Raw genomic sequence first — 26259 nt, 5'->3', positions numbered from 1 at the left:
TGCTGGACGAGCGTCTCGGCAAGATCACCTTCTGGACGCTGTTCATCGGCTTCCACGGCACGTTCCTCGTCCAGCACTGGCTGGGCGCCGAGGGCATGCCGCGCCGGTACGCCGACTACCTGGCGGCCGACGGCTTCACCACGCTGAACACGGTCTCGACGATCAGCTCGTTCCTGCTCGGCATGTCGATCCTGCCGTTCTTCTACAACGTGTGGAAGACGGCCAAGTACGGCAAGCCGGTCGGCGTCGACGACCCGTGGGGCTACGGCCGCTCCCTGGAGTGGGCGACCTCCTGCCCGCCGCCGCGGCACAACTTCGTCGTCATGCCGCGGGTCCGCAGTGAATCCCCGGCGTTCGACCTGCACCACCCGGAGATCGCCGCCCTCGACCAGCTCGAGAACGTCGGTCACGGCGAGAAGGCCATCGCTGGTGGCAAGGAGGCCGGCAAGTGAAGATCCAGGGTCAGATGTTCATGTGGCTGAGCGTCTTCGTCCTCGCCATGGCCGTGGTCTATGGCGTGTGGTCGAAGGAGCCGGCCGGTACCACGGCCCTCTTCCTGGCCTTCGGCCTGTGCATCATGATCGGCTTCTACCTCGGCTTCACGGCCAAGCGGGTGGACGTCGGCGCACAGGACAACAAGGAGGCGGACGTCGCGGACGACGCCGGCGAGGTCGGGTTCTTCAGCCCGCACAGCTGGCAGCCGCTCTCCCTGGCCATCGGCGGTGCCCTCGCCTTCCTGTCGATCGCGATCGGCTGGTGGCTGATGTACTTCTCGCTGCCGATCATCCTGATCGGCGTCTGGGGCTGGGTGTTCGAGTACTACCGCGGTGAGAACCGCACCCAGTAACACGCGCCGAGCGCCTCAGGGGCCCGGACACTCCGCAAGGAGCGTCCGGGCCCCTGCTTTTGCCGTAATGCGTGTCACTCGTACGGTTCGCTCGGCGTGCCGCTGTTGACGCTGCTTCCTAGCGTGAGCTCATGAGCCACACAGTGATATCCCGCCCCCGCACCGTCGTCGGCTGCACGCTGCTGGTGATCGCCCTCTGCGCGGGCGTCACCGCCTGCGGCTCGGACGGCAACCCGCTGGCCGCCCGCCCCTACGACGCGGCGGACCAGGTCTCCTTCAACGCCCCCTCGGAGGGCCGCCAGAAGGCCGACCCGGACAAGCCACTGGAAGTCGTCGAGGACTCCGACGGGCGCATCACGGACGTCACCGCCCACGACGCCTCAGGACGCTACGTGGCGGGCGAACTCGCCGCCGACGGCAGCCGCTGGCACAGCACCTCCCCGCTCGCCGCGAACGCCAGCTACACGGTCCGGGTGAGCACCGAGGATGAGGACGGGGCACCCGGCCGCAAGGTCGTCACCTTCGACACCGGCAAGCCCACCACCAAGAAGAGCCTGGACGTCACCTTCGGACCCAAGACGGGCACCTACGGCGTCGGCCAGCCCGTCACGGCCGAGCTGAGCCAGCCGGTCAAGGACACAGCCCAGCGGGCCGTCGTGGAACGCGCCCTGAAGGTCTCCTCGTCGCCCTCCACGGACGGCGCCTGGCACTGGGTGGACGACAAGAAGCTCCACTACCGCCCGAAGGACTACTGGCCCGCCCACGCCACCGTCCAGGTCCGCAGCAACCTCCAGGGCATCAAGATCGGCGACCGGATGTGGGGCGGCAAGGCCAAGCCGCTGACCTTCACCACCGCGGACAAGCTCGTGGCCGTCACGGACGCCGCCGCCCACCAGATGACCGTCTACAAGAACGACGAGATCGTCCGGCAGATACCGGTCACCACAGGCATGCCGGGCTACGACACCCGCAACGGCGTCAAGGTCGTGCTGGCGAAGGAGGGCACCGTCCGCATGACCAGCGCCAGCATCGGCGCCGCGGACTTCTACGACCTGATCGTGCACCACTCGGTCCGGGTCACCAACAGCGGCGAGTACGTCCACGCCGCCCCCTGGTCCGTCGGCTCCCAGGGCTACGCCAACGTCAGCCACGGCTGCACCGGCATGAGCACCGAGAACGCCGCCTGGTTCTACGACACCGTCCGCGAGGGCGACATCGTCAAGGTCATCAACTCCGGCGGCGACATGATGGCCCCCTTCGGCAACGGCTTCGGCGACTGGAACCTCGACTGGGCGAAGTGGCGCACCGGCAGCGCCCTGGTCGGCGGCACCCCGGACGGCCCGACGGAGGCCGACAGGGCCCGGCTGAGGCCGCAGAGCGTCTGAACGCCCTCAGGGGCGCGGGGAACTGCGCGAACAGCCCCCACGCGCCCGCACACGCCGAACTACGGGCGAACCCGACCCCTCAGGCGTTCAAAGCCGCCTTCTCCCGCAACAGAGAGGCCAATGCGGAGGCGAACTCCACCGGCTCCACCGGCAAGGTCACCGCGGACTCGGCCCGGCTCCAGGTCGCCAGCCACGCGTCCTGGGGCCGCCCGATCAGCAACAGCACCGGCGGACAGTCGAACACCTCGTCCTTGATCTGCCGGCAGACCCCCATGCCCCCCATCGGCACGGCCTCGCCGTCCAGCACACAGACGTCGATCCCACCCCGGTCCAGCTCCTTGAGCACCGCGGCCGGAGTCGCGCACTCCAGGAACTCCACCACGGGAACGTCCGGAGCCGGCCTCCGTCCCGTGGCGAGCCGCACCTGCTCGCGGGTGTTGGAGTCGTCGCTGTAGACCAGCACCGTGGCGGTCGGCTGCATTGTTCCTCCGTGACGTCAGCGTCGTAAGGACAGGCCCGTTGGGCCGGATGCTACTCCCTTGAACACCACGTCAACACCGGTACGACCGGCTTAGACACTCCGAACGGCACCCCCCGGAGTGAGGGCGGGATAAGCGACCGACATAATGTCGGTCGTGGCGACAGCAACGACAGTAGAAACCGGGCACGCGCACCCGTCGGTCAACCGGCCGAACCTCACCAGCGTCGGAACCATCATCTGGCTGAGTTCCGAGCTGATGTTCTTCGCGGCCCTCTTCGCGATGTACTTCACCCTGCGATCGGTGACGGGTCCCGATCACTGGAAGGAGATGGCTGCCCATCTCAACTTCCCGTTCTCGGCGACGAACACCACCATCCTGGTGCTCTCCTCACTCACCTGCCAGCTCGGCGTCTTCGCCGCCGAGCGCGGTGACGTGAAGAAGCTCCGGATGTGGTTCATCGTCACGTTCGTGATGGGTGCGATCTTCATCGGCGGTCAGGTCTTCGAGTACACGGAGCTGGTCAAGGAGGCGGGCCTGTCCCTCTCCTCCGACCCGTACGGCTCGGTGTTCTACCTGACCACCGGCTTCCACGGCCTGCACGTGACGGGCGGACTCATCGCCTTCCTGCTGGTCCTGGGCCGGACCTACGCGGCCCGGAGGTTCACCCACGAGCAGGCGACGGCCGCGATCGTCGTGTCCTACTACTGGCACTTCGTCGATGTCGTCTGGATCGGTCTCTTCGCCACGATCTACATGATCAAGTAGCAGGGCCCGCATCCGCGCGTGCTCGACGAAGCGCGCATCCCAGAAGCATCGACGCAGAAGATCCTGACACCGGGGTAATCCGTGAAAAAGCTCTCCGCACGACGACGCCACCCGCTGGCGGCGCTCGTCGTCCTACTCCTCGCGCTGGCATGCACCGGGGGGCTGTACGCCGTGTTCGCACCCGCGGACAAGGCGCAGGCCGACGAAACCGCCCAGTCCCTCACCATCGAGGAGGGCAAGAAGCTCTACGCCGTCGGCTGCGCCAGTTGCCACGGCACCGGCGGTCAGGGCACCTCCGACGGGCCGAGCCTGGTGGGTGTGGGCGCCGCGGCCGTCGACTTCCAGGTGGCCACCGGCCGTATGCCGGCCGCCACCTCCCAGGGCCCCCAGGTCCCGGAGAAGAAGAACATCTACTCGCAGGCCGAGATCGACCAGCTCGCGGCGTACATCGCCTCGCTGGGCGCCGGCCCGTCGATCCCGACGGAGGAGCAGTACGGCCCCGAGGGTGCCGACATCGCCAAGGGCGGTGAGCTGTTCCGCACCAACTGCGCGCAGTGCCACAACTTCACCGGCAAGGGCGGCGCGCTGACGCACGGCAAGTACGCGCCGACCCTCGAGGGCGTCTCCCCGAAGCACATCTACGAGGCCATGCAGACCGGCCCGCAGAACATGCCGTCCTTCCCCGACACCACGCTGTCGGAGAAGAACAAGAAGGACATCATCGCGTACCTCGACGCGGTCAACAGCGAAAAGACCGAGAGCCCCGGCGGCCTCGAACTGGGTGGCCTCGGGCCGGTCAGCGAGGGCCTGTTCGGCTGGATCTTCGGTCTCGGCGGTCTGATCGCCGTCGCCGTGTGGGTCGCCGCCCGGACCGCAAAGGCCAAGAAGTCATGAGTAGCCAAGACATTCCAGAAGAGAACCTGCCTGCCGCGCAGTCCGCAGGCCATGACGAGCACGGGCACGGCGCGGTGAGCGTCGCGGACGACAAGCACCCGTTCGCCGACCCGGGCCTGCCGCCCCACGAGCACCGGATCCAGGACGTCGACGAGCGGGCCGCCAAGCGCTCGGAGCGCTCGGTCGCCCTGATGTTCACGACGTCGATGCTGGCCACGGTCGCCTTCATCGCCGCGTTCGTGGCGATCCCGGTCGACAAGTCGGTCTACATCTGGCCGCTCGGCCACATCAGCGCCCTGAACTTCGCGCTGGGCATGACGCTCGGCATCGCGCTGTTCTGCATCGGCGCGGGCGCCGTCCACTGGGCCCGCACCCTGATGTCGGACGTGGAGGTCGCCGACGAGCGGCACCCGATCGAGGCGACGCCCGAGGTCCGCGAGAAGGTCTTCGCCGACTTCAAGCAGGGCGCCAAGGAGTCCGCGCTCGGCCGCCGCAAGCTGATCCGCAACACGATGCTCGGCGCGCTCACGCTGGTGCCGCTCTCCGGCGTCGTGCTGCTGCGCGACCTCGGCCCGCTGCCCGGCACGAAGCTCCGCCACACGCTGTGGTCCAAGGGCAAGCTGCTCGTCAACATGAACACGAACGAGCCGCTGCGCCCGTCCGATGTCGCGGTCGGTTCGCTGACCTTCGCCAAGCCCGAGGGCCTGGAGGAGCACGACCACTCGTTCCAGAACGAGATCGCCAAGGCCGCCCTGATGATCGTCCGGATCCAGCCGGAGGACATCAAGGACAAGCGCGAGCTCGAGTGGTCGCACGAGGGCATCGTCGCGTACTCGAAGATCTGCACCCACGTCGGTTGCCCGATCTCCCTGTACGAGCAGCAGACGCACCACGTGCTCTGCCCCTGCCACCAGTCCACCTTCGACCTCTCCGACGGTGCCCGAGTGATCTTCGGTCCCGCCGGTCACGCCCTGCCGCAGCTCCGCATCGGCGTGAACGACGAGGGCTATCTTGAGGCGCTCGGCGACTTCGACGAGCCCGTCGGCCCTGCATTCTGGGAGCGCGGATGAGCACTGCACAGACACGCCGCAAGGCCCCCGCGGGTGAGCGGGTCGCCGACTGGGCCGACGGCCGCCTCGGGATCTACTCCCTGGCCAAGGCCAACATGCGCAAGATCTTCCCGGACCACTGGTCCTTCATGCTGGGTGAGATCTGCCTCTACAGCTTCATCATCATCATCCTCACGGGTGTGTACCTGACGCTGTTCTTCCACCCGTCGATGAACGAGGTGGAGTACCACGGCAGTTACGTCCCGCTCCAGGGGCAGCTGATGTCGGAGGCGTTCGCCTCCACGCTGGACATCAGCTTCGACGTCCGCGGCGGTCTGCTCATCCGGCAGATCCACCACTGGGCGGCGATCATCTTCCTCGCCGGCATGTTCGTGCACATGATGCGCGTCTTCTTCACCGGCGCGTTCCGCAAGCCGCGCGAGATCAACTGGCTGTTCGGCTTCCTGCTGTTCGTCCTGGGCATGTTCACCGGCTTCACCGGCTACTCGCTCCCGGACGACCTGCTCTCCGGCACCGGTGTCCGCTTCACGCAGGGCGCGATCCTGTCCGTGCCGATCGTGGGCACGTACATCTCGATGTTCCTGTTCGGCGGGGAGTTCCCGGGCACCGACTTCGTCGCCCGGTTCTACTCGATCCACATCCTGCTGCTGCCGGGCATCATGCTCGGGCTCGTGGTCGGCCACCTGATCCTGGTCTTCTACCACAAGCACACCCAGTTCGCGGGTCCCGGCCGCACGAACAAGAACGTCGTCGGCATGCCGCTGCTGCCGGTCTACATGGCCAAGGCCGGAGGCTTCTTCTTCCTGGTCTTCGGTCTCATCGCGGCCCTCTCCGCGATCGCGACGATCAACCCGATCTGGGTCCTCGGCCCGTACCGGCCCGACCAGGTGTCGACCGGTGCCCAGCCCGACTGGTACATGGGCTTCGCCGAAGGCCTGATCCGTGCGATGCCGGGCTGGGAGATCAACCTCTGGGGCCACACCCTCGTCCTGGGCGTGTTCATCCCGCTGCTGCTCTTCGGTGTGTTCCTCGCGATCATCGCCCTCTACCCGTTCATCGAGTCGTGGGTCACCGGGGACAAGCGCGAGCACCACATCCTGGACCGGCCGCGCAACGCCCCGACCCGCACCGGTGTCGGTGTCGCGTGGGTCACCGGCTACATCATCATGCTGATCGGCGGTGGCAACGACATCGTCGCGACGCACTTCCATCTGTCGATCAACGCGGTGACCTGGTTCGTCCGGATCGGGTTCTTCGTCGGACCGGTCATCGCCTTCATCGTCACCAAGCGGATCTGCCTCGGCCTGCAGCGCCGGGACAAGGAGAAGGTGCTGCACGGCCGCGAGTCGGGCATCATCAAGCGCCTGCCGCACGGTGAGTTCATCGAGGTGCACGAGCCGCTCAGCCAGGAGCAGATGTACACGCTCACGGCGCACGAGCAGTACCAGCCGGCCGAGATCGGCCCGACGGTCGACGAGAACGGTGTCGAGCGCAAGGTGAAGGGCTCCGAGAAGCTGCGCGCCAAGCTCAGCGACGCCTACTACGGCGAGGGCGCCCAGATTCCGAAGCCCACCGCCGAGGAGTACCGGGAGATCACGAGCGGCCACGGCCACCACTGATCACTGCTTCGCCACGCCACAGAAGGGCCTCGTCCGAACACCGGACGAGGCCCTTCGTGGTGCTCGGGGCTGGATAGGGTGGGACCACTGCTTTTACGTGACGTACGACGACCCTGGAGCGGCTGATGAGCGCTGTGACCCCCGCTGGAGGCGACACCGCGGCGGGCCGCTCCTGGCCCCTGCTGCTGAACGGCCTGCTGGACGGCATGCACCTGGGCGCGGACGACACCGCCTGGGCGATGGACCGGATCATGCGCGGCGAGGCGACCGAGGCGCAGATCGCCGGGTTCGTCGTGGCGCTGCGCGCCAAGGGCGAGACCGTCGAGGAGATCAACGGCCTGGTCCGCACGATGTACGAGCACGCCAACGTGATCGAGGTGCCCGGGGCGACGGTCGACATCGTCGGCACCGGCGGTGACGGCGCGAAGACGGTCAACATCTCCACGATGTCCTCGATCGTCGTCGCCGGCACCGGCGCGAAGGTCGTCAAGCACGGCAACCGGGCCGCGTCCTCGGCGTCCGGGGCCTCCGACGTGCTGGAGAAGCTCGGCGTCAACCTGGAGCTGCCGCTGCACCGCGTCGCGGAGGTCGCCGACGAGGCCGGGATCACCTTCTGCTTCGCGGTGAAGTTCCACCCGGCGCTGCGGCACGCGGGCGCCGCCCGCGGCCAGTTGGGCATCCGCACGGTGTTCAACGCCCTCGGCCCGCTCACCAACCCGGCCCGGGTCCGCGCCCAGGCGGTCGGCGTGGCGGACCCGCGCATGGCGCCGATCGTCGCGGGAGTCTTCGCCGAGCGCGGCAACTCGTCCCTGGTCTTCCGGGGCGACGACGGCCTCGACGAGCTCACGACCACGGCCACCTCCCGGGTGTGGATCGTCCGGGACGGCCAGGTCACCGAGGAAACTTTCGACCCGCGGGACGTGGGCCTCGAACTGGTCCCGGTGGAGGCGCTGCGCGGCGCCGACGCCTCCTACAACGCCGAGGTCGCCCGCCGCCTGCTGGACGGCGAGACCGGCCCGGTCCGCGAGGCGGTCCTGCTGAACTCGGCTGCGGCGCTGGTGGCCCTGGAGCCCACCGCCGCGCCCCTGGCCGAGCAGATCGGCGCCGGGATGGCGAAGGCGGCCGAGTCGATCGACTCGGGGGCGGCCAAGCGCACGCTGGAGCGCTGGGTGGCCGCCAGCAACAGGTAGGACACCACGGACGGCGTCCCGCGATCCGGACTCGGGTTGCGGGACGCCGATCTCTTCGCGTACGTTCCTGATCAGGTCATGAGTGACAGTCATGAGGCCCCGGCCGACTGTCCGGCAACCCTCCGTCCGTGGCGGGGTGCCCCGGGTGAAGACCGGGTCGTAGGCAGCGAGGTCTACGGCAAGCGCGTGACGAGGAGTCTTCCGTGAACCAGCGAATGCGATAGGGCCGCAGAGCCCCGCCTCCGCATCCCCCTTTTCCTTTCCCCCGCTTGAGCCGACGCGCTCGCGGGCGGATTCCACCTGCCTTCACGGGAGTTCCGCCATGTCCGTCTCCACCCTTGCCTCCGCTCCGTCCGTTTGTGCCCCGCTGCCCGTTCTGGGGCGGGATGTCACCGTGCCGCTCGTGACCGGCGGCGAGGTCGCCTACGCCGCCCTCGACTACGCCGCCAGCGCCCCGGCCCTCCAGCGGGTCTGGGACGACGTAGCCGCCTACGCGCCCTACTACGGCAGCGTCCACCGCGGTGCCGGGTACCTCTCCCAGCTCTCCACCGACCTGTTCGAGAACGCCCGCCGGACCGTCGCCGGGTTCCTCGGCTGCCGCGAGGACGACCAGGTCGTGTTCACCCGGTCGACCACCGACTCACTCAACCTCCTCGCCGCCGCCCTCCCCGCCGACTGCCAGGTCTTCGTCTTCGAGACCGAGCACCACGCCTCCCTGCTGCCCTGGCGCGACGCCCGCGTCACGTACCTCGACGCCCCGCGCAGCCCCCGCGAGGCCGTCGAGACCCTGGAGCGCGCCCTCGCCGACCGCGACCCCTACGGGCCGGCCCTGGTGTGCGTCACCGGCGCCTCGAACGTCACCGGCGAGCTGTGGCCCGTACGGGAACTCGCGGCGGCCGCGCACGCCCACGGTGCGCGGATCGTGCTGGACGCCGCCCAGCTGGCCCCGCACCACCCGGTGTCCGTCGCGGACCTCGACGTCGACTGGGTCGCCTTGTCCGGGCACAAGCTGTACGCGCCGTTCGGCTCGGGCGTCCTGGCCGGTCGGGCGGACTGGCTGCGCGCGGCCGAGCCGTACCTCGCGGGCGGCGGCGCCAGCCGCAAGGTCAGCCGGCGCCAGGACGGGGGAGTGGACGTGGCGTGGCACGACAGCGCCGCCCGCCACGAGGCCGGGTCGCCCAACGTCATCGGCGCCTACGCGGTCGCCTCGGCCTGCAAGGCGCTGACCGAGGCCGGTTTCGACCGCCTCGTCGCCCGGGAGCAGCACCTGGTCCGCGCCGTGCGCGACGGTCTCGCCGATGTCCCCGAGGTGCGGTTCCTGTCCCTCTTCGGGGACGACGCGCCGCGTGTCGGCGTGCTCTCCTTCGTCGTCGAGGGCTGGAACAGCTCTCACTTCGCAGCCGCCCTGTCCGCCGAGTACGGCATCGGCGTACGGGACGGGCTGTTCTGCGCCCACCCGCTGCTGCGCACCCTGCTCGGCAGCGACCCGCAGGCGCAGGGCGAGTGCGGGTCGCCCGAGTCCGAGCCCGGGGAGAAGTCGCTCAACGCCATCCGGGTCAGCTTCGGCGCGGGCACGCCGGACGAGCACGTCGAGCGGTTCGTACGGGCCGTGAAGGAGCTCGTGACGGACGGGGCGCGGTGGAACTACCGCACGGAGGACGGGCGCTGCGTGCCCGACACCTCCGCCTGAACCGGCAGCCGGGTGCCCAGGACGATCATCCGCAGGGCGCGTTCGGTGGCGTCCGTGAGGAGTTCGCTCGCGCGCAGCAGGGCCTCGGCCAACTCCATCGGGGCGGGCAGGATGCCGTGACAGGCGTCCACGCCCGGCACCTCGCCCGCCCCCTCGCCGAGCGTGCCGGCCAGGGCCAGGACGGGCCGGCCGTGGAGCTTCGCGCGCCGGGCCACCTCGGCGGGGACCTTGCCGCGCGGCGTCTGGTGGTCCAGGGCGCCCTCGGCGGTGACGACCAGGTCGGCGCGGGCCAGCCGGGCGTCCAGGTCGAGGTGGTCCAGCAGCACGTCGAAGCGGGGGAGCAGCCGGGCGCCCAGGGCGGCAAGGCCCGCCCCCAGGCCGCCGGAGGCGCCCGTGCCGGGCCCGGAGCGCAGGTCGCTGTCCGGTACGGCGGCATCGCGGGTGAGGACGAACGCCCAGTTCTCCAGGGCCGCCGACAGTTCCTCCACCTGCGCGGGCGTCGCGCCCTTCTGCGGACCGAAGACCCGGGCCACGCCCCGATCGCCGCACAGCACGTTGTACGGGTTGCAGGCGACGAGCAGTTCCACCTCCGTGAGCCGGGGGTCCAAGCCGGTGGGGTCGATACGGTGCAGGCGCGTCAGCTCACGGCCGCCGTGGGGGAGTTCGCGCCCCTCGGCGTCCAGCAGCCGCGCCCCGAGCGCCTGGAGGGCGCCCGCGCCCCCGTCCGAGGTGCCCGAGTCGCCGCAGCCGACGAGGATCCGGTGGACGCCTGTGTCCAGGGCGGCGCGGATCAGCTCGCCGACGCCGTACGTGGTCGTGGCGCCCGGGTCGCGCAGGCCGCGCGGGACGAGCGAGAGGCCCGCGACCGCCGCCATCTCCACGACCGCGGTGTTCCCGCCGCCGAGGAGGGCGAAGTGCGCGGCGATGGTCTCCCCGACCGGGCCGGTCGCCGCGGTGGTGACGATCCGGCCCTCGGTCGCGGCGGCCAGGGCGAGAGCCGTGCCCTCGCCGCCGTCCACCAGGGGCACGAGGTCGAGGTCGGCGCCGGGCAGGACCCGGCGTACGCCGGCCGCGATGGCGTCGGCGGCGGCCTCGGCCGACAGGGACTCCTTGAAGCCGCTGGGGGCTACGACGACACGGTTCAGCACGGAAGGCTCCTCAACGGGTGACGGACACGCCGAGCAGCGGCCACACCGCGACGGCGAAGAACAGGACGAGCGCGGCGGTCAGCGGCGCCAGGACGGCGGACAGCCGCAGCAGGTCGCGCGGGGTGTAGGTCGGGGTGCCGGGGAGCTGCGCGAAGAGCGTGACCGGCTTGGCCGAGGCGGGCAGGGTGTGGCAGAAGCCCGCGGCGGCGGTCGAGGCGAGGGCGGCGGCGACCGGGTTGACCCCGACGCCGACGGAGGCGGCCACGACCAGCGGCACCAGCACCGACGAGCGGGCCGAACGGGACTGCAGAACGAGGTGGGCCACCGTGCTGACGGTGATCACGATGGCCAGGAACACCATCGGGGACGCGCCGGCCGGCAGCCCGGATACCAGCCATGTCGCCGCACCCGAGTCGGCTAGCGCGACCCCCATCGCCATCGTCGCGGCCATGAACAGCAGCAGCGACCAGGGGACGGTCTTCAGCGCGTCCTTCAGGCGCACGGTGCCGAGGGCGGGCGAGGCGGCGATGACCGCGCCGATCAGCGCCACCAGGGCCGGCGGCACACGGTGCAGCGGCTCACTGCACCACAGGACGATCACGGTGGCCAGCAGCAGGACACAGCGCTTCTCGGCCTGGCTCCAGGGGCCGGTGACCGGCTGTTCGCTGTGCCGCTGGATCTGCTCGGGGGTGATGTGGACGGGGCCGGTGCGGTCCGCGCGCCGGGTCGTCGTCAGCAGCACCAGCTCCGCGGCCAGGTGGGAGGAGGCCACGGCCAGCGGCAGGCCCAGCAGCAGCCACTGCGTGAAGCCGACCTGCTGTCCGGTCGTCTCCCAGAGCACCGACACGGTGATCAGATGGGCTCCCGCGCCGATCAGCGTCGCCACCGCCGACAGCAGGATCACCGTGGGGAACAGCAGCGCCAGCATCACGACCAGTCGCTTCCGGTCGGCCAGGACCTTGGCCAGGGCGAGGAACACCGGCAGCGCGAGCGCGGCCCGGCCGGAGGTGGCGGGCACCGCGAACGCCGTGACGACCAGGGCGGCCGTCGTCAGGTGCACCAGCTGCCGGACGGTGCGCGCCCCGCTCACCAGGAACACCGCAGCCCGCCCCGCGAGCCCGGTCCGGCTCACCGCGGCCGCGAGCACGAACGCGCAGATCAGCAGCCACACCGTGTCATCACCGAGCGTGCCGAACAGGGTGTCGCTGCTGATCACCCCGGTCACCGTGAGCGCGAGCCCGGCGCCGAGCGCGATGTACGTGTCGTCGATCGACGTCCCGATCCAGGCACAGGTCGCGAGCACGAACACGACGAGAGTGACCCGCGCGTCGCCACCGAGCCCCGGGAAGTTCGTAGGGACGGCGAGCAGCGCACACATCGACAGGGCGAAGCACAGGGCGGTGGCGGTCCGGAGGTTCAACGTCACACCATCGAGGATCTTCACGGGCGGTGAGCCGTCGATGAGTTCCACATGAAGGAACTTTCAGGTGCGGGACCTCAGGGGCGCGGGGAACTGCGCGAGCAGCCACATACGGCCCGCAGCTCACGGCAGCCGGTACCCCATCCCCCGCACCGTCTCCACCCGCTCCGCCCCCAGCTTCTTCCGCAGCGTCCGCACGTACACGTCCACGATGTTGGACCCCGGATCGAAGTCGTACCCCCACACATGGGACAGGATCTGCTCCCGGGAGAGCACCTGCCCGGGATGCCGCAGGAACAGTTCCAGCAGCACGAACTCACGAGCTGTCAGATCGACCGTCCGCTCCCCGGCCCGCGCACGCCTGGTGCGGAGATCGAGGCTCAGCGAGCCCGACCTGAGCACCGTCACCTCCGGCGCCCGCGCCGCCGTCCGCAGCCGCAGCCGCACCCGCGCGAGCAGCTCCTCGAACCGGAACGGCTTGGTCATCCAGTCGTCGGCGCCGCCCTCCAGGCCCGCCACCGTGTCCCGTACGGAGTCCCGTGCGGTCAGCACGATCACCGGCACCGACACCCGCGCCTCGCGCAGCTCCCGCAGGATCGTGAAGCCGTCCCGGCCGGGCAGCCCGATGTCCAGGACGACGAGGTCGAAGCCGCCGGTCAGGGCGTACTCGTAGCCCGCGTCGCCGTCGGTGACGACGGTCGTGGTGAAGCCGTTGGAGCGCAGGCCCTTCTCCACGAAGGAGGCGATGCGCTCCTCGTCCTCGACGATGAGGATGCGGTTCACGAGGGGTCCCCTTCCGGTGGCCGGGGGGTGTTCAGGACGAGGGCGAAGGTGGCGCCGCCCCCGGGTGTGCCGTGCAGCTGCACCCGGCCCCGGTGCCCCTCGGCGATCGCCTTGACGATGGACAGCCCGAGTCCGGCACCGGAGCCCCGGGCGCCCCGGCGGGCCGTGCCGCGCCGGAAGCGTTCGAAGATCACCTCGGCGTCCTGCGGCTGCACACCGGGCCCCGAATCCGCCACGTACAGCTCCAGGTCCGGGCCGACGGTGCGGGAGCCGATGCGGATGGTCTGCCCCGGCATCGTGTGCTGCACGGCGTTCTGCGCGAGCTGCACCATGGCCTGGGTGATCCGCTGCGGATCCAGTTCGGCCTCCAGGTCGGCGACCCCGTCGAGCCGCCAGTCGCGGTCGCCCAGGGTGCGGGCCTTGACGTAGACGTCGGCGGTGAGTTCGGCGACCTGGATCGGCTCGGGGGAGACGAAGTCGGGGCGTTCGGCCTTGGCGAGCAGGAGCAGGTCCTCGACGATGCGGCTCATCCGGTCCAGCTCGTCGGTGACCAGCCGGACGGTCTCCTCGCGTTCGGCCGGGTCGTCGCCCATGACCTCCAGGTGCCCGCGCACGATGGTGATGGGGGTGCGCAGCTCGTGGCCGGCGTCGTCGACGAACTCGCGCTGGGCGGCGAAGGCCCGCTCCAGCCGGTCGAGCATGCCGTTGAACGTCTCGGCGAGCGCCGCTATGTCGTCGTGGCCGTGCACCGGGATCCGGCGGGTGAGGTCCTGCTCGGTCAGCTGCGCCGCCGCCGCGCGCACCACCCGCACCGGTTTGAGGATCCGCCCGGCGACCGCCCAGGCGATGCCGACGGTCAGCAGCAGGGCCACCCCGGAGATGACGAGCAGCGTGCGGAACACGCTGGTGACCCGGGCCTGCTCGCGCTCCGGGTGGAACGCCACGACGAACGCGGCGTCCGGCGCCCGGCCCGGCTGGGCCACGGTGACCTTCGCCCACCGGATCTCGCCCTGCGGCCGGTCGAGCACGCCGGAGGAGTCGGGCGAGCCGAAGAGGCGGGCCCGGGCGGCGGGGTCCTCGTGCAGGGGCAGGGCGACGGGCAGGTCGTGCGGCTGGCGGATCTGCCGGGGGCCGGTGCCCGCCCGGCCGACCAGGCCGATCAGCTCCTCGTCCGCGTCGGGGTACTGCCGTTCCAGGAACACCGTCAGCAGCCGGTCCGCGTCGGTGAACGGGCGGCCGGTGCGCGGATCCCCGCCGCGCTCCTCGAAGTTCGCGAACTCGCCGGTCTCCTGGGTGAGCAGCCGGTTGATGCGGTGGTCGACGTCCCGCAGCAGGAAGGAGCGGGTGGTCATGGCCACCGCGGCGAGCGCGAGCGCCATCACGAGCAGCAGCCAGAGCAGGATCCGGACCCGGGCGGAGACCCGCCGGGGGCCGGTGTCAGCCGTCGGAGCCGGGGCCGTCGTCGTCGCCCGGTCCGTCGTCTCCGGTGCCCCGGCCGTGGTCGTCGTCGTCATCGTCACCCGCTGAGCTGTCGGTCACCGGAGGCCGCGAGACGACCTCGTCACCCGGTGTGGCGCCGGGCGGTGTGGCCTTCGGAGAGGGCCGGAGGGTGGAGGTGGGCGTGGGCGAGCCGTGGTCCAGCTCCACCTGCTGGGAGGGCACCCTGGGCGACTCGGGGCTGTCGGCGAGCGCGTAGCTGGTCGCGGCGATGCCCAGCGGGATCAGCACGACGGCGGACAGGGCCGCCATCCGGCGAGAGAAAACCATGCGCCCGATCCTGCGGAGGGAACCAGGGGAGCGGGATGAAGCCCGGATGAAGAACTTCTCATCCGGGGCCCGGCGGGCAGCACGCCGTCGCTAGTTGTCCAGCCCGATCGAGAAGGCCGCCTCCAGGTCGTGCTGGGAGTACGTGCGGAACGCCACGTGCGTGTCGGTGCCCTCCACCCCGGGGATCTTGCTGATCCGGCCCGGGATGACCTCCGCCAGGTCCTCGTGCTCCTTGACCCGGACCATCGCGATCAGGTCGTAGGTGCCCGTGACGGAGAAGACCTCGCTGACGCTGTCCAGCGCCGCGATCGACTCGGCGATCTCGGGGATCCGGTCCACGCTGGTCTTGATGAGGACGATCGCGGTGATCACGGCTGGTTCTCTCCCTCGGGGGCCGGAGCAGGGGCGGCCTTCACTCTAGTAGGGCTGGTGGGACGGCCGTAGCGGACCGACGCATAGCCGAAGCCCAGCCCGAATCCGATCAGGTGGGCGAGGTAGGCCACCCCCGGCCCGTCCGAGGCCCGCCCCGCCGCCAGCCACTGCAGTGCCGCCCAGAACGGCAGCACCACCCACGCCGGGAAACGCACCGGCAGGAAGAAGAGGAACGGCAGGAGACTGGTCACCCTGGCCCGGGGGAACAGGTAGAGGAACGCACCGAGGACCGCGGAGATCGCCCCCGAGGCACCGACCAGGGACTGCTCGGAGTCCGCGTTGGCGACGGCGTAGCCCAGCAGGGCCAGGTAGCCGCAGCCGACGTAGAACAGGGTGAACTGCACTCGCCCCATCCGCTCCTCGGTCATCGCCCCGAAGACGTAGAGGAAGAGCATGTTGCCGAGCAGGTGCACCCAGCTGCCGTGGACGAAGAGCGCGGTGGCGGGGGTGAGGGCCGACCCCGCGGACCCTTCGAACAGTTCTGCGGGAATGACGCCCCAGCGCCGGAAGTAGGCCCGCTGCACGGCGAGCAGTTCGTCGCCCGTGCCGTAGGCCGGATTCAGGCCCGAGGCGGGCCCGGCCAGGAAGGCCAGGCAGCACAGGGCGATCAGTGAGTACGTCACGGGCGCCGACGACCCCCGGGCCGCTCTGCCGGCCCGGACGAGCGACGCACTCCACTTGCGGATCATGAATACAGAGCATGACGTAACCGGACGCAACCACCCAGACCGCCTCGCCGCCGTGGACGCGCGGGCGGCGGGTACCCGCCAGGCCGTAGGGTTACGAGCCACACGCACCGGGGATGCCGGTCGCGTCGCGGACACTAGAAGGAAAGAGAACAGGTCACGATGACGGTTCCCCTGCCGACCGCCGAGACGCGGTGGCGCTGCACCCTCTGCGGCAACCTCACGAGGTTCGACGTGACCCGCTCGGCGAAGGTCGTCGAGTACGTCCACCTCGACCTGGCCGGAGAGCCGAAGGTCGAGGAGCGCGAGGTGCTCAGTGAGACCATCGAGTCGGTGCGCTGCCGCTGGTGCAACGCGGTGGACCAGGTGGAACTCGTGGACAGGCCGGGCGCCGGCTCCTGACAGGAGCCGGCCCCGCTCAGGCATTGGGGTGTGACGGATGGTGGAGACCACGGGCGGGGGGCCGGACGACGGCGCCGCCGAGGTGCTCGACCGTCCGCTGCCCGACGGCGTGCGCCGCAGGGTCGTGCAGATCGTCTCCGACGGCTTCGGCGCGCTGACGGTCGGGGAGCTGCCCGCGCAACTGAGGCAGTACGCCCGGTTCGCACCGAACCGCCGGGCGAAGTTCGCCGGCAACGCGATGGCGGCCGCCCTGGAGACCGACCCGCTGTTCCGGCAGCGCATCGGCGAGAAGCTCAGAGAGGCCCAGCCGGAACTGACCGGCGCCCTGGACTCCGGCTCCCCGCCCCCGGCCGCGGACCCGCTCGACGTGGCGGCCGCGGCCTACGTACTGCGGCCCCCCGGCTGGGTGAAGCAGGTGACGGCCGCCGGCGAGGAGGCCCAGCGGGCCGACGCCGAGCGCGCCGACGAGGAGGGCCGGGCCGAGCTGGAGCGGCTGCGCGCCGAACTGGACCGGGCCCGCGACCACACCCGGGCCGAGACCGAGCGGCTGCGCACGGAGCTGGAATCGGCCAAGAAGGAAACCGAGTCGCTGCACCGCAAGCTGCGCGCCGCCCTCAGCGACGTCAAGCGCGGTGAGGCCGCCCTGCGCAAGGCGCAGGGCGAGATCGAGGCCGTCCGCGCCGAGGGGCACGCCCAGGTGTCCGCCGCCGAGAGCGAGACCCGGCGCCTCAAGTCCCGGCTGGGCGAGACCGAGGCCGCCCTGGAGGCCGCGCGCCGGGCCGCCCGCGAGGGCCGCAGCGTCGAGGACATGCGGGTCCGGCTGCTGCTGGACACCCTGCTGGACGCCGCCCAGGGGCTCCGCCGCGAACTGGCCCTGCCGCCGGTGTCGGTGCGCCCCGCCGAGACCGTCGACGCCGTCGAGCCGGGCCGGATGTCCCCGAAGGACATCGCCGCCCGTGCCCTGTCCGAGCACGACCCGCAGGTCCTGGACCAGCTGCTGGCGCTCCCGCAGGCCCATCTCGTCGTCGACGGCTACAACGTCACCAAGACCGGCTATCCGCAGATGCCGCTGGAGAAGCAGCGCCTCAGGCTGCTCGGGCAGCTCTCCCAACTCGCCGCGCAGAGCGGCGCCGAGGTGACCTGCGTCTTCGACGGCGCCGAGCTCGCCGCGCCGGTGCTGCTCGCGCCGCCGCGCGGCGTCCGGGTGCTCTTCTCGAAGCCCGGCGTCACCGCCGACGAGCTGATCCGGCAGCTGGTGCGTGCCGAGCCCCCGGGTCGCCCGGTCATCGTGGCCTCCACCGACCGGGAGGTCGCCGACGGCGTGGCCCGCGCCGGCGCCCGCCCGGTGGCCTCGGCGATGCTCCTCAAGCGCCTTTCGCGGCCCTAGGAGACGTACGCCCCATGCGTAACGTCCGGGCCTGATGCCCGAATTGACGGGACCTGTGAGCCACCGTGCGTCAAGTGGGTCTCACCACCCGTGAGTCCAGAGGAAAAGTTGGCCTACCGTGACGCAATTTTTCATCTGAGGATTTGAACTGATCACAGGAAGGTCACTAGGGTCGGGCCGAAACCTCCGCTCGGGTGATCACTCATCGGGAGAGACGGCGGAGGGGCTGAGAAGGAGCTTTTCACCCGTGGCGTCCCACCGTCGTCCCAAGCAGCCGAGCCGCGCACGTGTGACCGTGCTGACCACCGCCGCCGCCGCTGCCGTCGCCTTCAGCTCGCAGGCCGCCAACGCCGCCCCCAGCGAGAAGCCGAGCAAGGACGAGGTCAAGGCCAAGGTCGACAAGCTCTACGAAGAGGCGGAGCAGGCCACCGAGAAGTACAACGGGGCCAAGGAGAAGCAGGAGAAGCTCCAGAAGGAGATCTCCACCATCCAGGACAACGTGGCCCGCGGCCAGGAGGAGCTCAACGAGCTCCGCGACAGCCTGGGCCTCGCCGCCGCGTCGCAGTACCGCACCGGCTCCATCGACCCCTCCGTCCAGCTGTTCCTCTCCGCGAACCCGGAGGACTACCTGGACAAGGCCTCCACCCTCGACCAGTTGAGCAGCCAGCAGGTCGAGGCGCTGAAGAAGGTCCAGGAGAAGCAGCGCGAACTGGCCCAGGAGCGCGCCGAGGCCTCCGAGAAGCTCAAGGACCTCGCCTCCACCCGGACCGAACTCGGCAAGAAGAAGAAGGAAGTCCAGGGCAAGCTCTCCTCCGCGCAGAAGCTGCTCAACAGCCTCACCGCGGCCCAGAAGGCCGAACTGGCCGCAGAGCAGAACCGCGCCAGCCGCACCGCCGAGCGCGACGCCCTCACCGCCGACGTCCCGCCCGGCTCCGGCCGTGCCGCCGCCGCCTTCGCCTTCGCCCAGAGCCAGCTCGGCAAGCCCTACGTCTACGGCGCCACCGGCATGAGCTCCTACGACTGCTCCGGCCTCACCTCCCGGGCGTACGCCGCCGCCGGCGTCCAGATCCCGCGCACCTCCGAGGCCCAGACCGGGGCCGGCACCAAGATCTACTCGGTCAGCCAGCTCAAGGTCGGCGACCTGGTCTTCTTCTTCAACGACCTGCACCACGTGGGCCTCTACGCCGGCAACGGGCAGATCATCCACGCCCCGCGCACCGGCACGGTCGTCCGCTACGAGTCGATGAACACCATCGGCGGCCCGTTCATGTTCGGCGTCCGGGTCTGATCCCGGCCCCCGCCGCCGCCCCTCAAAGACTCCCGGCGTCCTCAAGATCAGGACACCGTGTCCGCCGTTCGGGCGAATCGCAACAGCCCGAGTGAGCCCACGCCCCGCCATTGACCTGCGTCAGCGGCGGGGCGCCGTGCCGGATACCCACGGATGGTCGTTGGCGGCCCCCTGCCGCGGGGCTACTGTCTGCCGCGTTCCAAGTCCGCCAGCGGAAGGAGAGCGGCTTCCCGTGGGGTCTCATCGCCGCCTTGCACCGTCCGGGTTCGACCGGGGCGCCGGTGCCGCGGTCGGCTTCCTGTCCGTCGCGGCCGCCGCCGTGGGCGCCGTGCCGGCCACCGCCACACCGTACGACGACACCCGGGCCTCGGTGGACCGGCTCTACGAGCAGGCCGAGAAGGCGACCGAGGCGTACAACGCGGCCGACGAGCGCGCCGACGAGCTGCGCGACGAGGCCGGCATCGCCCGGGACCGCATCGCCCGGCGCCAGCACCGCGTCAACACCCTGCGGGAGTCCCTCGGTTCGCTGGCCGGCGCCCAGTACCGCGAGGGCGGCATCGACCCGTCCCTCGCCCTGCTGTTCTCCGACGACCCGGACGACTACCTCGACCACGCGTCCCGGCTCGACCGTCTCACCGCCCACCAGGCCGGTGAGCTGAAGCAACTCCGGCACGCCCTGCGCGAACTCGCCCAGGACCGCGAGGAGGCCGCCGGGAAGCTCCGCGAACTGGACCGGAGCCGTAAGGCCGTCGCCGCGCACAAGAAGACCGTCGAGCGCAAACTCGCCACGGCCCGGCGGCTGCTCAACTCCCTGCCGGAGTCCGAGCGCGACGCCTACGGCCGGGCCTCCCGCTCCGGCCGCGGCGACCTGCCCGGCCTCGATGGCGCCACCGCCGCCTCGGGACGCGGGTCGGCCGCCGTCGCAGCCGCCCGCAGCGCGCTCGGCAAGCCCTACGTCTGGGGTGCCAACGGGCCCACCGGCTTCGACTGCTCGGGCCTGATGCAGTGGTCGTACGCGCAGGCCGGGGTCTCCCTGCCGCGCACCTCGCAGGCCCAGCGGTACGCCGGCCGGCAGGTCCCGCTGTCCGAGGCACGCCCCGGTGACCTGGTCGTCTACCGGGGCGACGCCAGCCACGTCGGGATGTACATGGGCAACGGCCAGGTCATCCACGCGCCCTACCCCGGCGCGCCCGTGCGCTACGACCCGGTCGGGATGATGCCCGTCTCGTCGGTCACCAGGGTCTGACCGGGGCGGCCCGGCGCCCGTACGATCGGGAACGTGGCTGGTCGAAGGTCGGGGTCCGTGCTCGTGGCGCTCGTCGTGCTGCTCGTCGCCCTGACCGGGTGCGGCGGGCGGCCCGCGGCCGACCGTGCCACGGCCGACGTCCAGCGGCTTCTGGACCGGCGGGCCGCAGCCGTCCTCGACCGCGACGAGCGGGCCTACGAACGCACGGGCAGGGGGACGGATTTCGCCAGACTGCGCGAGGTGCCGGTGGCCGCCTGGTCGTACCGGGTGACCGGACTGCGCCGCACCGGCGACACAGCCACCGCCGACGCCGAACTGCGCTACCGCGTCGCGGGGTACGACCGGGCGCCGGTGACCGCCGGGCGCACCCTGCGGCTGAGCCGGGACGCGGACGGGAAGTGGTCCGTCGACACCGACCGGCCCGCGAAGAAGTCCGCGCAACAGCTCTGGGACCAGGGGGCGGTGCACCTCGTCCGGGGCCGGTACAGTCTCGTGCTCGGCGTCGGGCAGTCCGGGCGGGCGCTGCGGGACTTCGCCGACCTGGCCGACCGTGCCGTGCCCGCCGTGTCGGACGCCTGGGGCACGCAATGGAGCCGGCGGGTCGTCGTACTCGTACCGAGGTCGCTGGAGGGGATGGCGGGGCTGCTCGGCTCGCCCGCCTCCTCCTACCGCGGGATCGCGGCGGTCACCACCGGCGAGACGGGTGTGCGGGACCGGGCGTCGGCGGACCGGATCATCGTCAACCCGGACGCGTTCGCGCTCCTCGGGGGTCCCGGCGAGCAGGTCGTCGTCACCCACGAGACCACCCATGTCGCCACCCGTTCCCGCACCACGGCCGCCACGCCCCTGTGGCTGTCCGAGGGGTACGCCGACTGGGTCGGCTACCGCACCACCGGCCGCACCCCTGCCGAGGCCGCGCCCGAACTGTCCCGGGCGGTCGGTGCGGGCCGGGTCCCCACCGCGCTCCCGGACGACGAGGACTTCGGCTTCACCGGCGACGCGAGCCGCCTGGCCCGCTCCTACGAGAGCGGCTGGACGGCCTGCCGGCTGATCGCCGACCACTGGGGCGAGGCCCGGCTGCGCGACTTCTACCGGGCCGTCGGGGAGCACCGGGAGCGGCCCGGGGCGGTGGAGGACGCGATGCGGAAGGTTCTGGGGACGACGCCGGAGGCCTTCACGGAGCAGTGGCGGGCCTATCTGCGGGAGCAGCTGGGCTGACCCGGGGCCGGGCCGTCCGCGGTCTCACTCCGGCCGGTCGAGCAGCTCGATGGCCTCGCGCAGCCAGGCCCGTTCGGCCTCGCCCGTCGCCCGGGCCACGCGCAGCATGCCCTGGCGGAACAGGTCGTCCGACTCCTCGGCGCGGACCGGCTTGCCGGAGTCGTAGAAGAAGCTCGACGGCGTCTGGAGGAAGTCCAGCCGGCGGCGCAGCACCGCGGCCTGCTCGTGCCGGTCGGGCAGGTGGCGCAGGAACGCGAGGACCGTATTGAAGCGGACGTGGTCGGTGATCTCCGTCTGCTTCGGGTCGCGCAGGCGCGCCAGCAGTTCCTCCCGGCCCTCGGCGGTGAGGGCGAGGATCCGGCGCGGGGCCGCGCTCGCGCCCGGCTCGGTGTGCTGGTCGAGCAGGCCTTTCGCGGTGAGCCGGGTGATCGCCGGGTAGAGCGCGCCGTCGCTGACCGGCCGGACATGCCCGGTCAGCGCCGTGATGCGGTCCTTCAACTCATAGCCGTGCAGGGGCTCCTCGGCCAGGAAGCCCAGGATCGACAGCTCCAGCATGGTCCTCCTTGCGGGCGGGTCAGGGCGCATGCTACCTCTTAGCGAGATACCTCGAAACGTGATAGCTCGAATCGAGGTAGGCCGCATCGCGGTTCATCAGGACTCAGGGGGACCCTCACCGTGAACGCCCACCGCGAACAGCTCGTGCTGCTCGCCCGGCCCGTCTACTTCTCGCTGCTCGCCTCCGTCGCCGCCGGGATCATCAACACCGTCTGGGTCGCCCGGCTGGGCGGACCGGCCGTGGCCGCCGTCGCCGTGGCGACCACCACGGAGAACGTGCTGCTCGGCATCGCCCTGGTCTTCGGCTCCGGCACGACCGTGCTGGTCGCCCACGCCCGGGGCGCCCGCGACCCCGCCGCCGTACGGGCCGCGGTGCGCGGCGGGTGGGCGCTGTGGGCGCTGGTGACGCCGGTGGTCGTGGCCTGCGGTCTGCTGGGGCGCGAACCGCTTGCCCGGCTGGTGCTGGGCGGGGCCGACAGTGCCGCACTCCCGCTCGCCGTCGCCTACTTCACGCTCTCCATGCCGGGCCTGGCCGTCTTCTTCGCCCAGCAGCTCGTCGACGGCATCCTCAAGGGCACCGGCGACACCCGCACCCCGATGCGCCTCGCCCTGCTGGCAGGCGGCCTGATCCTGGCCCTCGACCCGCTCTTCATCCACCTCTACGGCGTCCGGGGCGCCGCCGCCGCGACGGTGCTGTCCCGGTGCGTGGCGCTCGGGGCCGGACTGGTGGCGCTGCGGCGCTCCCCCCTGCTGCGCACGGCCCGCAGGGCCGAACCGGGCGAGCCCCTGGAGGCCTCCCTGCGGCGCACGCTGAGGACCGGCCTGCCCATGTCAGCGGACTTCACCGTGCGGCAGACCGGCGCCCTGGTCCTGGTCGCGGTCGTGGCGCGGCTCGGGGTGACGGCGGTGGCGGCGTACGCGATCGCCTACAAGGTCATGTACGTGGCGACCATGGCCTTCTACGCCGTCCGGCAGGCCGCCTCCATCCATACCGCGCACGCGCGGGGCGCCGGACAGGACGCCCGGCGGGCGATCGGGCGGCAGGCCGTGCTCCTCTCCGGCGCCGTCGGGCTCGCCGCCGCCGTGCTCCTGGCCGTCACCGCCCCGTGGATCATGGCCGCCTTCGGCGCCGGGCCCCGGGTCGCGGGCGAGGGCGTGCTGTTCTTGCGCTGCGTCGGGCCCTACCTGGTGCTGCTGGGCTGCCTCATCGCGCTCGGCGGGGTCTTCGAGGGCAGCGGGCGGGCCCCCGTGCTGCTGCGGGTGACCGTGCTCGGGACGGCCGTCCAGCTGGGACTGGCGTACGCCCTCACGGAGTTCGGGCTCCCCGGGGTGTGTCTCGCGATGGCGCTCGCGGCGGCCGTGCAGTGCGCGGCGGCGGGGCTGCTGTTCCGGCGGGACCCGGTTCAGGAGGAGACGGGGGTCTCGTCGGTCCGGACGGGCTGAGCGGGCACGGCGGCGGGGAGGGTACGCGGCACCGCCGCACGCCACAGGGCACGGGCCGCGATCAGCGCGGCGGCCACCAGGAGGCCGTTGCGCAGGAACAGCAGGGTGAGGCCGAGGCCGTCGCTGGCGACGACGTTGGCGAAGTAGAACGGGAACTCCAGCACCGTCACGAAGCACGCCACCAGCACCAGGACGACCGGCAGCCGCATCCGGCTCCCGGGGTAGTACAGGCACACCGCCGCCAGCCCGACCAGCCACACCATGTACTGCGGGCTGATCACCCGGCTGGTGGTGGTGAACATCAGCACCGCCACGAAGGCCGCGTCGGCGAGCGTGTGCTCCTCGAAGCGCTTGGCCAGCAGCCGCCACAGCACCAGCCAGCCGAAGGCCGCCCCGGTCAGGAACAGGGCGCCCGTGCTCACCTCGCTCACATACGGCCCGAGGAACTCGATCGAGCCGTAGTTCAGCTTCACCTCGCCCTGCCAGCCGAAGTGCCGCGCGACATGGAAGACCAGCGCGCCGAGCGACTCCACCTCTGTGCCCCGGTCGCGCTGGAAGGTCAGGAACGCGAACGCGCCCGGCATGGCCAGCGCGAACGCACCCGTCACCACGATGCCCGTCACCAGGGCCGACACCCAGGCGCTGCGGCGGCGGGCGGCCAGCAGCAGCATCGCCGGCCAGACCTTCAGCAGGGCGCCGAACGCGGCCAGGGCCCCCAGCGCCTTCGGGTGCCGGGCGCCCGCGAGGAGGGCGGCCATGGCCACCGCCGCGACCATCACGTCGTAGCGGGCGTAGACCGTCGGGCCGAGCAGCGGCACGCCGATCACCCACACCCAGGCGCCGCGCAGCGAGCGGCCCGGGCGGCGTCCGGCGCAGGTCATCAGGACCAGCACGGCCAGGTCGGTGACGCAGACCAGTACGAAGAACGCGGTGCCGTAGTCCAGGAAGGGCAGCAGGCCGGGGGAGAGGATCGCCAGCGCGGCGGCGGGCGGGTACTGCCAGGTGACGTCGCGCAGCGGGAACGTTCCGGTGCTGAGGACCTCGTACCAGCCCCGGTAGATCACGTGCACGTCGCTCGTGACGTCCGGGCCTGGGAAGACGTACACCTTCAGGACGAAAAGCAGCAGCAACAGCCTCGTGAGACACCAGACCACCGGCAGCCATGCCAGGGACCGCCTCGTGCCCGTCGTCTTCACGTGATCCCTGCCCGTTCGTGCGCCGTGTTGAGGGGGCCATGATGGGCCCGTCAGCTGTGAGCGTGCCATACCTGCCGGCGCGTACGGCGGCAAGGGCCGTTGGGTAGGGTCGGCGGCGTGCGCAAGACCCTGATCGTGACCAACGACTTCCCGCCGCGGCCCGGGGGCATCCAGGCGTTCCTGCACAACATGGCGCTGCGGCTGGACCCGCAGCGGCTGGTCGTCTACGCCTCGACCTGGAAGCGGACCCGGGAGGGCGTCGAGGCGACCCGCGCCTTCGACGCCGAGCAGCCCTTCACCGTCGTACGGGACCGCACGACCATGCTGCTTCCCACGCCGGGTCCCACCCGGCGGGCCGTCGGTCTGCTGCGGGAGCACGGCTGCACCTCGGTGTGGTTCGGGGCGGCGGCCCCGCTCGGCCTGATGGCACCGGCCCTGCGCGCGGCGGGCGCCGAGCGGCTGGTCGCCACCACGCACGGCCACGAGGCCGGCTGGGCGCAGCTGCCCGCGGCCCGGCAGCTGCTGCGGCGGATCGGGGACTCCACCGACACCATCACCTACCTCGGCGAGTACACCCGCTCACGCATCGCCTCCGCCCTGACGCCCGGCGCGGCAGCGCGGATGGCGCAGTTGCCGCCCGGGGTCGACGAGAAGACCTTCCACCCCGGCTCCGGCGGCGAGGAGGTGCGGGCCCGGCTGGGCCTGACGGACCGCCCGGTCGTGGTCTGCGTCTCCCGGCTCGTGCGCCGCAAGGGCCAGGACACACTGATCCGGGCCCTGCCGCGCATCCTGGCGGCCGAGCCGGACACCGTCCTGCTGATCGTCGGCGGCGGCCCGTACGAGCAGGACCTGCGGCGGCTCGCGCACGAGACCGGCGTCGCCTCGGCCGTACGCTTCACCGGCGCCGTGCCCTGGTCCGAGCTGCCCGCCCACTACGGCGTCGGCGACGTCTTCGCGATGCCCTGCCGCACCCGCCGCGGCGGCCTGGACGTCGAGGGCCTCGGCATCGTCTACCTGGAGGCCTCCGCGACGGGCCTCCCGGTCGTGGCCGGCGACTCCGGCGGCGCCCCGGACGCGGTCCTGGACGGCGAGACGGGCTGGGTGGTGAGGGGCGGCTCCCCGGAGGAGACGGCCGACCGCATCACCGTCCTCCTCGGCGACCCCTGGCTGCGCCGCAGGATGGGGGAGCGGGGCAGGGAGTGGGTCGAGGAGAAGTGGCGCTGGGATTTGCTCGCGGAGAACCTCAAAAGCTTGCTTTAGGGCCATAGGGGCGCGGGGCTGTACCGATATGCGGCTCCGCCGCGTGGGCGCGAGAAACCACAGACAGCCCGCGCCCGCCCACAAGG

26 protein-coding genes and 1 riboswitch are annotated in these 26259 nt (G+C 71.5%); of the genes, 16 read left to right on the top strand and 10 right to left on the bottom strand.

Annotated elements, in window-relative coordinates:
- From OO68_RS32245 to OO68_RS32235, 3 genes are all read left to right on the top strand, one after another.
- On the top strand, window positions 1–452 hold a 452-nt coding region (locus tag OO68_RS32245), incomplete at its 5' end, for a cbb3-type cytochrome c oxidase subunit I (RefSeq protein WP_033312743.1).
- Entirely contained in the window at window positions 449–847 is a 399-nt protein-coding gene (locus OO68_RS32240; protein WP_033312742.1) for a cytochrome c oxidase subunit 4, read from the top strand. The genes OO68_RS32245 and OO68_RS32240, both read left to right, overlap by 4 nt.
- Before the next feature lie 131 nt (window positions 848–978).
- Window positions 979–2232 (top strand): L,D-transpeptidase, encoded by a 1254-nt coding sequence (locus OO68_RS32235; protein ID WP_033312741.1) that lies wholly within the window; start codon window positions 979–981, stop codon window positions 2230–2232.
- Window positions 2233–2311: 79 nt separating this feature from the next.
- Here the strand turns inward: OO68_RS32235 and OO68_RS32230 are convergent, their stop codons facing one another.
- On the bottom strand, window positions 2312–2713 hold the full coding sequence (locus tag OO68_RS32230; protein WP_033312740.1) for a response regulator: 402 nt from the start codon (window positions 2711–2713) through the stop codon (window positions 2312–2314).
- Window positions 2714–2858: 145 nt separating this feature from the next.
- On the opposite strand from OO68_RS32230, the gene ctaE reads away from it, so the two are divergent.
- From ctaE to OO68_RS32200, 6 genes are all read left to right on the top strand, one after another.
- Window positions 2859–3479, top strand: coding sequence for an aa3-type cytochrome oxidase subunit III (gene ctaE / locus OO68_RS32225; RefSeq protein WP_033312739.1), 621 nt, complete (start codon window positions 2859–2861; stop codon window positions 3477–3479).
- A gap of 81 nt (window positions 3480–3560) precedes the next feature.
- A complete protein-coding gene (qcrC, locus tag OO68_RS32220; RefSeq protein WP_033312738.1) occupies window positions 3561–4373 on the top strand; it encodes a cytochrome bc1 complex diheme cytochrome c subunit in 813 nt (270 codons plus the stop codon).
- Window positions 4370–5443: a cytochrome bc1 complex Rieske iron-sulfur subunit gene (gene qcrA, locus OO68_RS32215; protein ID WP_033312737.1), complete on the top strand. Its 1074-nt coding sequence runs from the start codon at window positions 4370–4372 to the stop codon at window positions 5441–5443. The genes qcrC and qcrA overlap by 4 nt, the downstream gene beginning before the upstream one ends.
- Complete coding sequence (gene qcrB / locus OO68_RS32210) at window positions 5440–7062, top strand: cytochrome bc1 complex cytochrome b subunit (protein WP_033312736.1); 1623 nt, start codon at window positions 5440–5442, stop codon at window positions 7060–7062. Before qcrA ends, qcrB begins: the two co-directional genes overlap by 4 nt.
- Window positions 7063–7187: 125 nt before the next feature.
- A complete protein-coding gene (gene trpD / locus OO68_RS32205; protein ID WP_033312735.1) occupies window positions 7188–8252 on the top strand; it encodes an anthranilate phosphoribosyltransferase in 1065 nt (354 codons plus the stop codon).
- Between the two features lie 74 nt (window positions 8253–8326).
- A riboswitch (SAM riboswitch) is annotated at window positions 8327–8443 on the top strand.
- 131 nt (window positions 8444–8574) lie between these two features.
- Window positions 8575–9942: an aminotransferase class V-fold PLP-dependent enzyme gene (locus tag OO68_RS32200; protein ID WP_033312734.1), complete on the top strand. Its 1368-nt coding sequence runs from the start codon at window positions 8575–8577 to the stop codon at window positions 9940–9942.
- Here OO68_RS32200 and OO68_RS32195 read toward each other — a convergent pair.
- The 7 genes from OO68_RS32195 to OO68_RS32165 all read right to left on the bottom strand — a co-directional run bounded on the left by OO68_RS32195 (window position 9897) and on the right by OO68_RS32165 (window position 16181).
- Window positions 9897–11090: a glycerate kinase gene (locus OO68_RS32195; protein ID WP_033312733.1), complete on the bottom strand. Its 1194-nt coding sequence runs from the start codon at window positions 11088–11090 to the stop codon at window positions 9897–9899. The two genes, OO68_RS32200 and OO68_RS32195, sit on opposite strands and share 46 nt — an antisense overlap.
- A 10-nt stretch (window positions 11091–11100) precedes the next feature.
- On the bottom strand, window positions 11101–12516 hold the full coding sequence (locus OO68_RS32190) for an SLC13 family permease (protein ID WP_033312749.1): 1416 nt from the start codon (window positions 12514–12516) through the stop codon (window positions 11101–11103).
- Between the two features lie 117 nt (window positions 12517–12633).
- Window positions 12634–13293, bottom strand: coding sequence for a response regulator transcription factor (locus OO68_RS32185; protein WP_033312732.1), 660 nt, complete (start codon window positions 13291–13293; stop codon window positions 12634–12636).
- Entirely contained in the window at window positions 13290–14807 is a 1518-nt protein-coding gene (locus tag OO68_RS32180; RefSeq protein ID WP_078625593.1) for a sensor histidine kinase, read from the bottom strand. Before OO68_RS32180 ends, OO68_RS32185 begins: the two co-directional genes overlap by 4 nt.
- On the bottom strand, window positions 14731–15060 hold the full coding sequence (locus OO68_RS32175; protein WP_033312731.1) for a small secreted hydrophilic protein: 330 nt from the start codon (window positions 15058–15060) through the stop codon (window positions 14731–14733). Before OO68_RS32175 ends, OO68_RS32180 begins: the two co-directional genes overlap by 77 nt.
- Before the next feature lie 90 nt (window positions 15061–15150).
- On the bottom strand, window positions 15151–15432 hold the full coding sequence (locus tag OO68_RS32170) for an Lrp/AsnC family transcriptional regulator (RefSeq protein WP_030848030.1): 282 nt from the start codon (window positions 15430–15432) through the stop codon (window positions 15151–15153).
- Entirely contained in the window at window positions 15429–16181 is a 753-nt protein-coding gene (locus tag OO68_RS32165) for a rhomboid family intramembrane serine protease (RefSeq protein ID WP_033312730.1), read from the bottom strand. The genes OO68_RS32170 and OO68_RS32165 overlap by 4 nt, the downstream gene beginning before the upstream one ends.
- Before the next feature lie 159 nt (window positions 16182–16340).
- On the opposite strand from OO68_RS32165, the gene OO68_RS32160 reads away from it, so the two are divergent.
- The 5 genes from OO68_RS32160 to OO68_RS32140 all read left to right on the top strand — a co-directional run bounded on the left by OO68_RS32160 (window position 16341) and on the right by OO68_RS32140 (window position 21719).
- Window positions 16341–16580 carry a hypothetical protein gene (locus tag OO68_RS32160; protein ID WP_033312729.1) on the top strand — a complete coding sequence of 80 codons (240 nt, stop codon included), beginning with the start codon at window positions 16341–16343 and terminating at the stop codon, window positions 16578–16580.
- A gap of 37 nt (window positions 16581–16617) precedes the next feature.
- Window positions 16618–17967: an NYN domain-containing protein gene (locus tag OO68_RS32155; RefSeq protein WP_033312728.1), complete on the top strand. Its 1350-nt coding sequence runs from the start codon at window positions 16618–16620 to the stop codon at window positions 17965–17967.
- A gap of 247 nt (window positions 17968–18214) precedes the next feature.
- Window positions 18215–19255: a C40 family peptidase gene (locus OO68_RS32150; protein WP_033312727.1), complete on the top strand. Its 1041-nt coding sequence runs from the start codon at window positions 18215–18217 to the stop codon at window positions 19253–19255.
- A gap of 232 nt (window positions 19256–19487) precedes the next feature.
- Entirely contained in the window at window positions 19488–20501 is a 1014-nt protein-coding gene (locus tag OO68_RS32145) for a C40 family peptidase (RefSeq protein WP_033312726.1), read from the top strand.
- 33 nt (window positions 20502–20534) lie between these two features.
- Window positions 20535–21719, top strand: coding sequence for a lipoprotein (locus OO68_RS32140; protein ID WP_033312725.1), 1185 nt, complete (start codon window positions 20535–20537; stop codon window positions 21717–21719).
- A 24-nt stretch (window positions 21720–21743) separates the two neighbouring features.
- Here the strand turns inward: OO68_RS32140 and OO68_RS32135 are convergent, their stop codons facing one another.
- Complete coding sequence (locus OO68_RS32135) at window positions 21744–22274, bottom strand: PadR family transcriptional regulator (RefSeq protein WP_033312724.1); 531 nt, start codon at window positions 22272–22274, stop codon at window positions 21744–21746.
- Window positions 22275–22394: 120 nt separating this feature from the next.
- On the opposite strand from OO68_RS32135, the gene OO68_RS32130 reads away from it, so the two are divergent.
- Entirely contained in the window at window positions 22395–23717 is a 1323-nt protein-coding gene (locus tag OO68_RS32130; RefSeq protein WP_033312723.1) for an MATE family efflux transporter, read from the top strand.
- On the opposite strand, the gene OO68_RS32125 is transcribed toward OO68_RS32130, so the two are convergent.
- Window positions 23678–24913 (bottom strand): glycosyltransferase 87 family protein, encoded by a 1236-nt coding sequence (locus tag OO68_RS32125; RefSeq protein WP_033312722.1) that lies wholly within the window; start codon window positions 24911–24913, stop codon window positions 23678–23680. The genes OO68_RS32130 and OO68_RS32125 overlap by 40 nt on opposite strands.
- Before the next feature lie 117 nt (window positions 24914–25030).
- On the opposite strand from OO68_RS32125, the gene OO68_RS32120 reads away from it, so the two are divergent.
- Window positions 25031–26173 (top strand): glycosyltransferase family 4 protein, encoded by a 1143-nt coding sequence (locus OO68_RS32120; protein WP_033312721.1) that lies wholly within the window; start codon window positions 25031–25033, stop codon window positions 26171–26173.
- Window positions 26174–26259: the final 86 nt, after the last annotated feature.

It is taken from the genome of Streptomyces iakyrus (genome assembly GCF_000717055.1).
Lineage (GTDB): Bacteria > Actinomycetota > Actinomycetes > Streptomycetales > Streptomycetaceae > Streptomyces > Streptomyces iakyrus.
This window is presented reverse-complemented; position numbering and strand designations above follow the sequence as displayed.

Coding starts and splice junctions, on each gene's coding strand:
- OO68_RS32235 (WP_033312741.1), top strand. CDS start 979: ATGAGCCACACAGTGATATCCCGCCCCCGCACCGTCGTCGGCTGCACG.
- OO68_RS32230 (WP_033312740.1), bottom strand. CDS start 2,713: ATGCAGCCGACCGCCACGGTGCTGGTCTACAGCGACGACTCCAACACC.
- ctaE (WP_033312739.1), top strand. CDS start 2,859: ATGTCGGTCGTGGCGACAGCAACGACAGTAGAAACCGGGCACGCGCAC.
- qcrA (WP_033312737.1), top strand. CDS start 4,370: ATGAGTAGCCAAGACATTCCAGAAGAGAACCTGCCTGCCGCGCAGTCC.
- qcrB (WP_033312736.1), top strand. CDS start 5,440: ATGAGCACTGCACAGACACGCCGCAAGGCCCCCGCGGGTGAGCGGGTC.
- trpD (WP_033312735.1), top strand. CDS start 7,188: ATGAGCGCTGTGACCCCCGCTGGAGGCGACACCGCGGCGGGCCGCTCC.
- OO68_RS32200 (WP_033312734.1), top strand. CDS start 8,575: ATGTCCGTCTCCACCCTTGCCTCCGCTCCGTCCGTTTGTGCCCCGCTG.
- OO68_RS32180 (WP_078625593.1), bottom strand. CDS start 14,807: ATGACGACGACGACCACGGCCGGGGCACCGGAGACGACGGACCGGGCG.
- OO68_RS32175 (WP_033312731.1), bottom strand. CDS start 15,060: ATGGTTTTCTCTCGCCGGATGGCGGCCCTGTCCGCCGTCGTGCTGATC.
- OO68_RS32165 (WP_033312730.1), bottom strand. CDS start 16,181: ATGATCCGCAAGTGGAGTGCGTCGCTCGTCCGGGCCGGCAGAGCGGCC.
- OO68_RS32160 (WP_033312729.1), top strand. CDS start 16,341: ATGACGGTTCCCCTGCCGACCGCCGAGACGCGGTGGCGCTGCACCCTC.
- OO68_RS32155 (WP_033312728.1), top strand. CDS start 16,618: ATGGTGGAGACCACGGGCGGGGGGCCGGACGACGGCGCCGCCGAGGTG.
- OO68_RS32135 (WP_033312724.1), bottom strand. CDS start 22,274: ATGCTGGAGCTGTCGATCCTGGGCTTCCTGGCCGAGGAGCCCCTGCAC.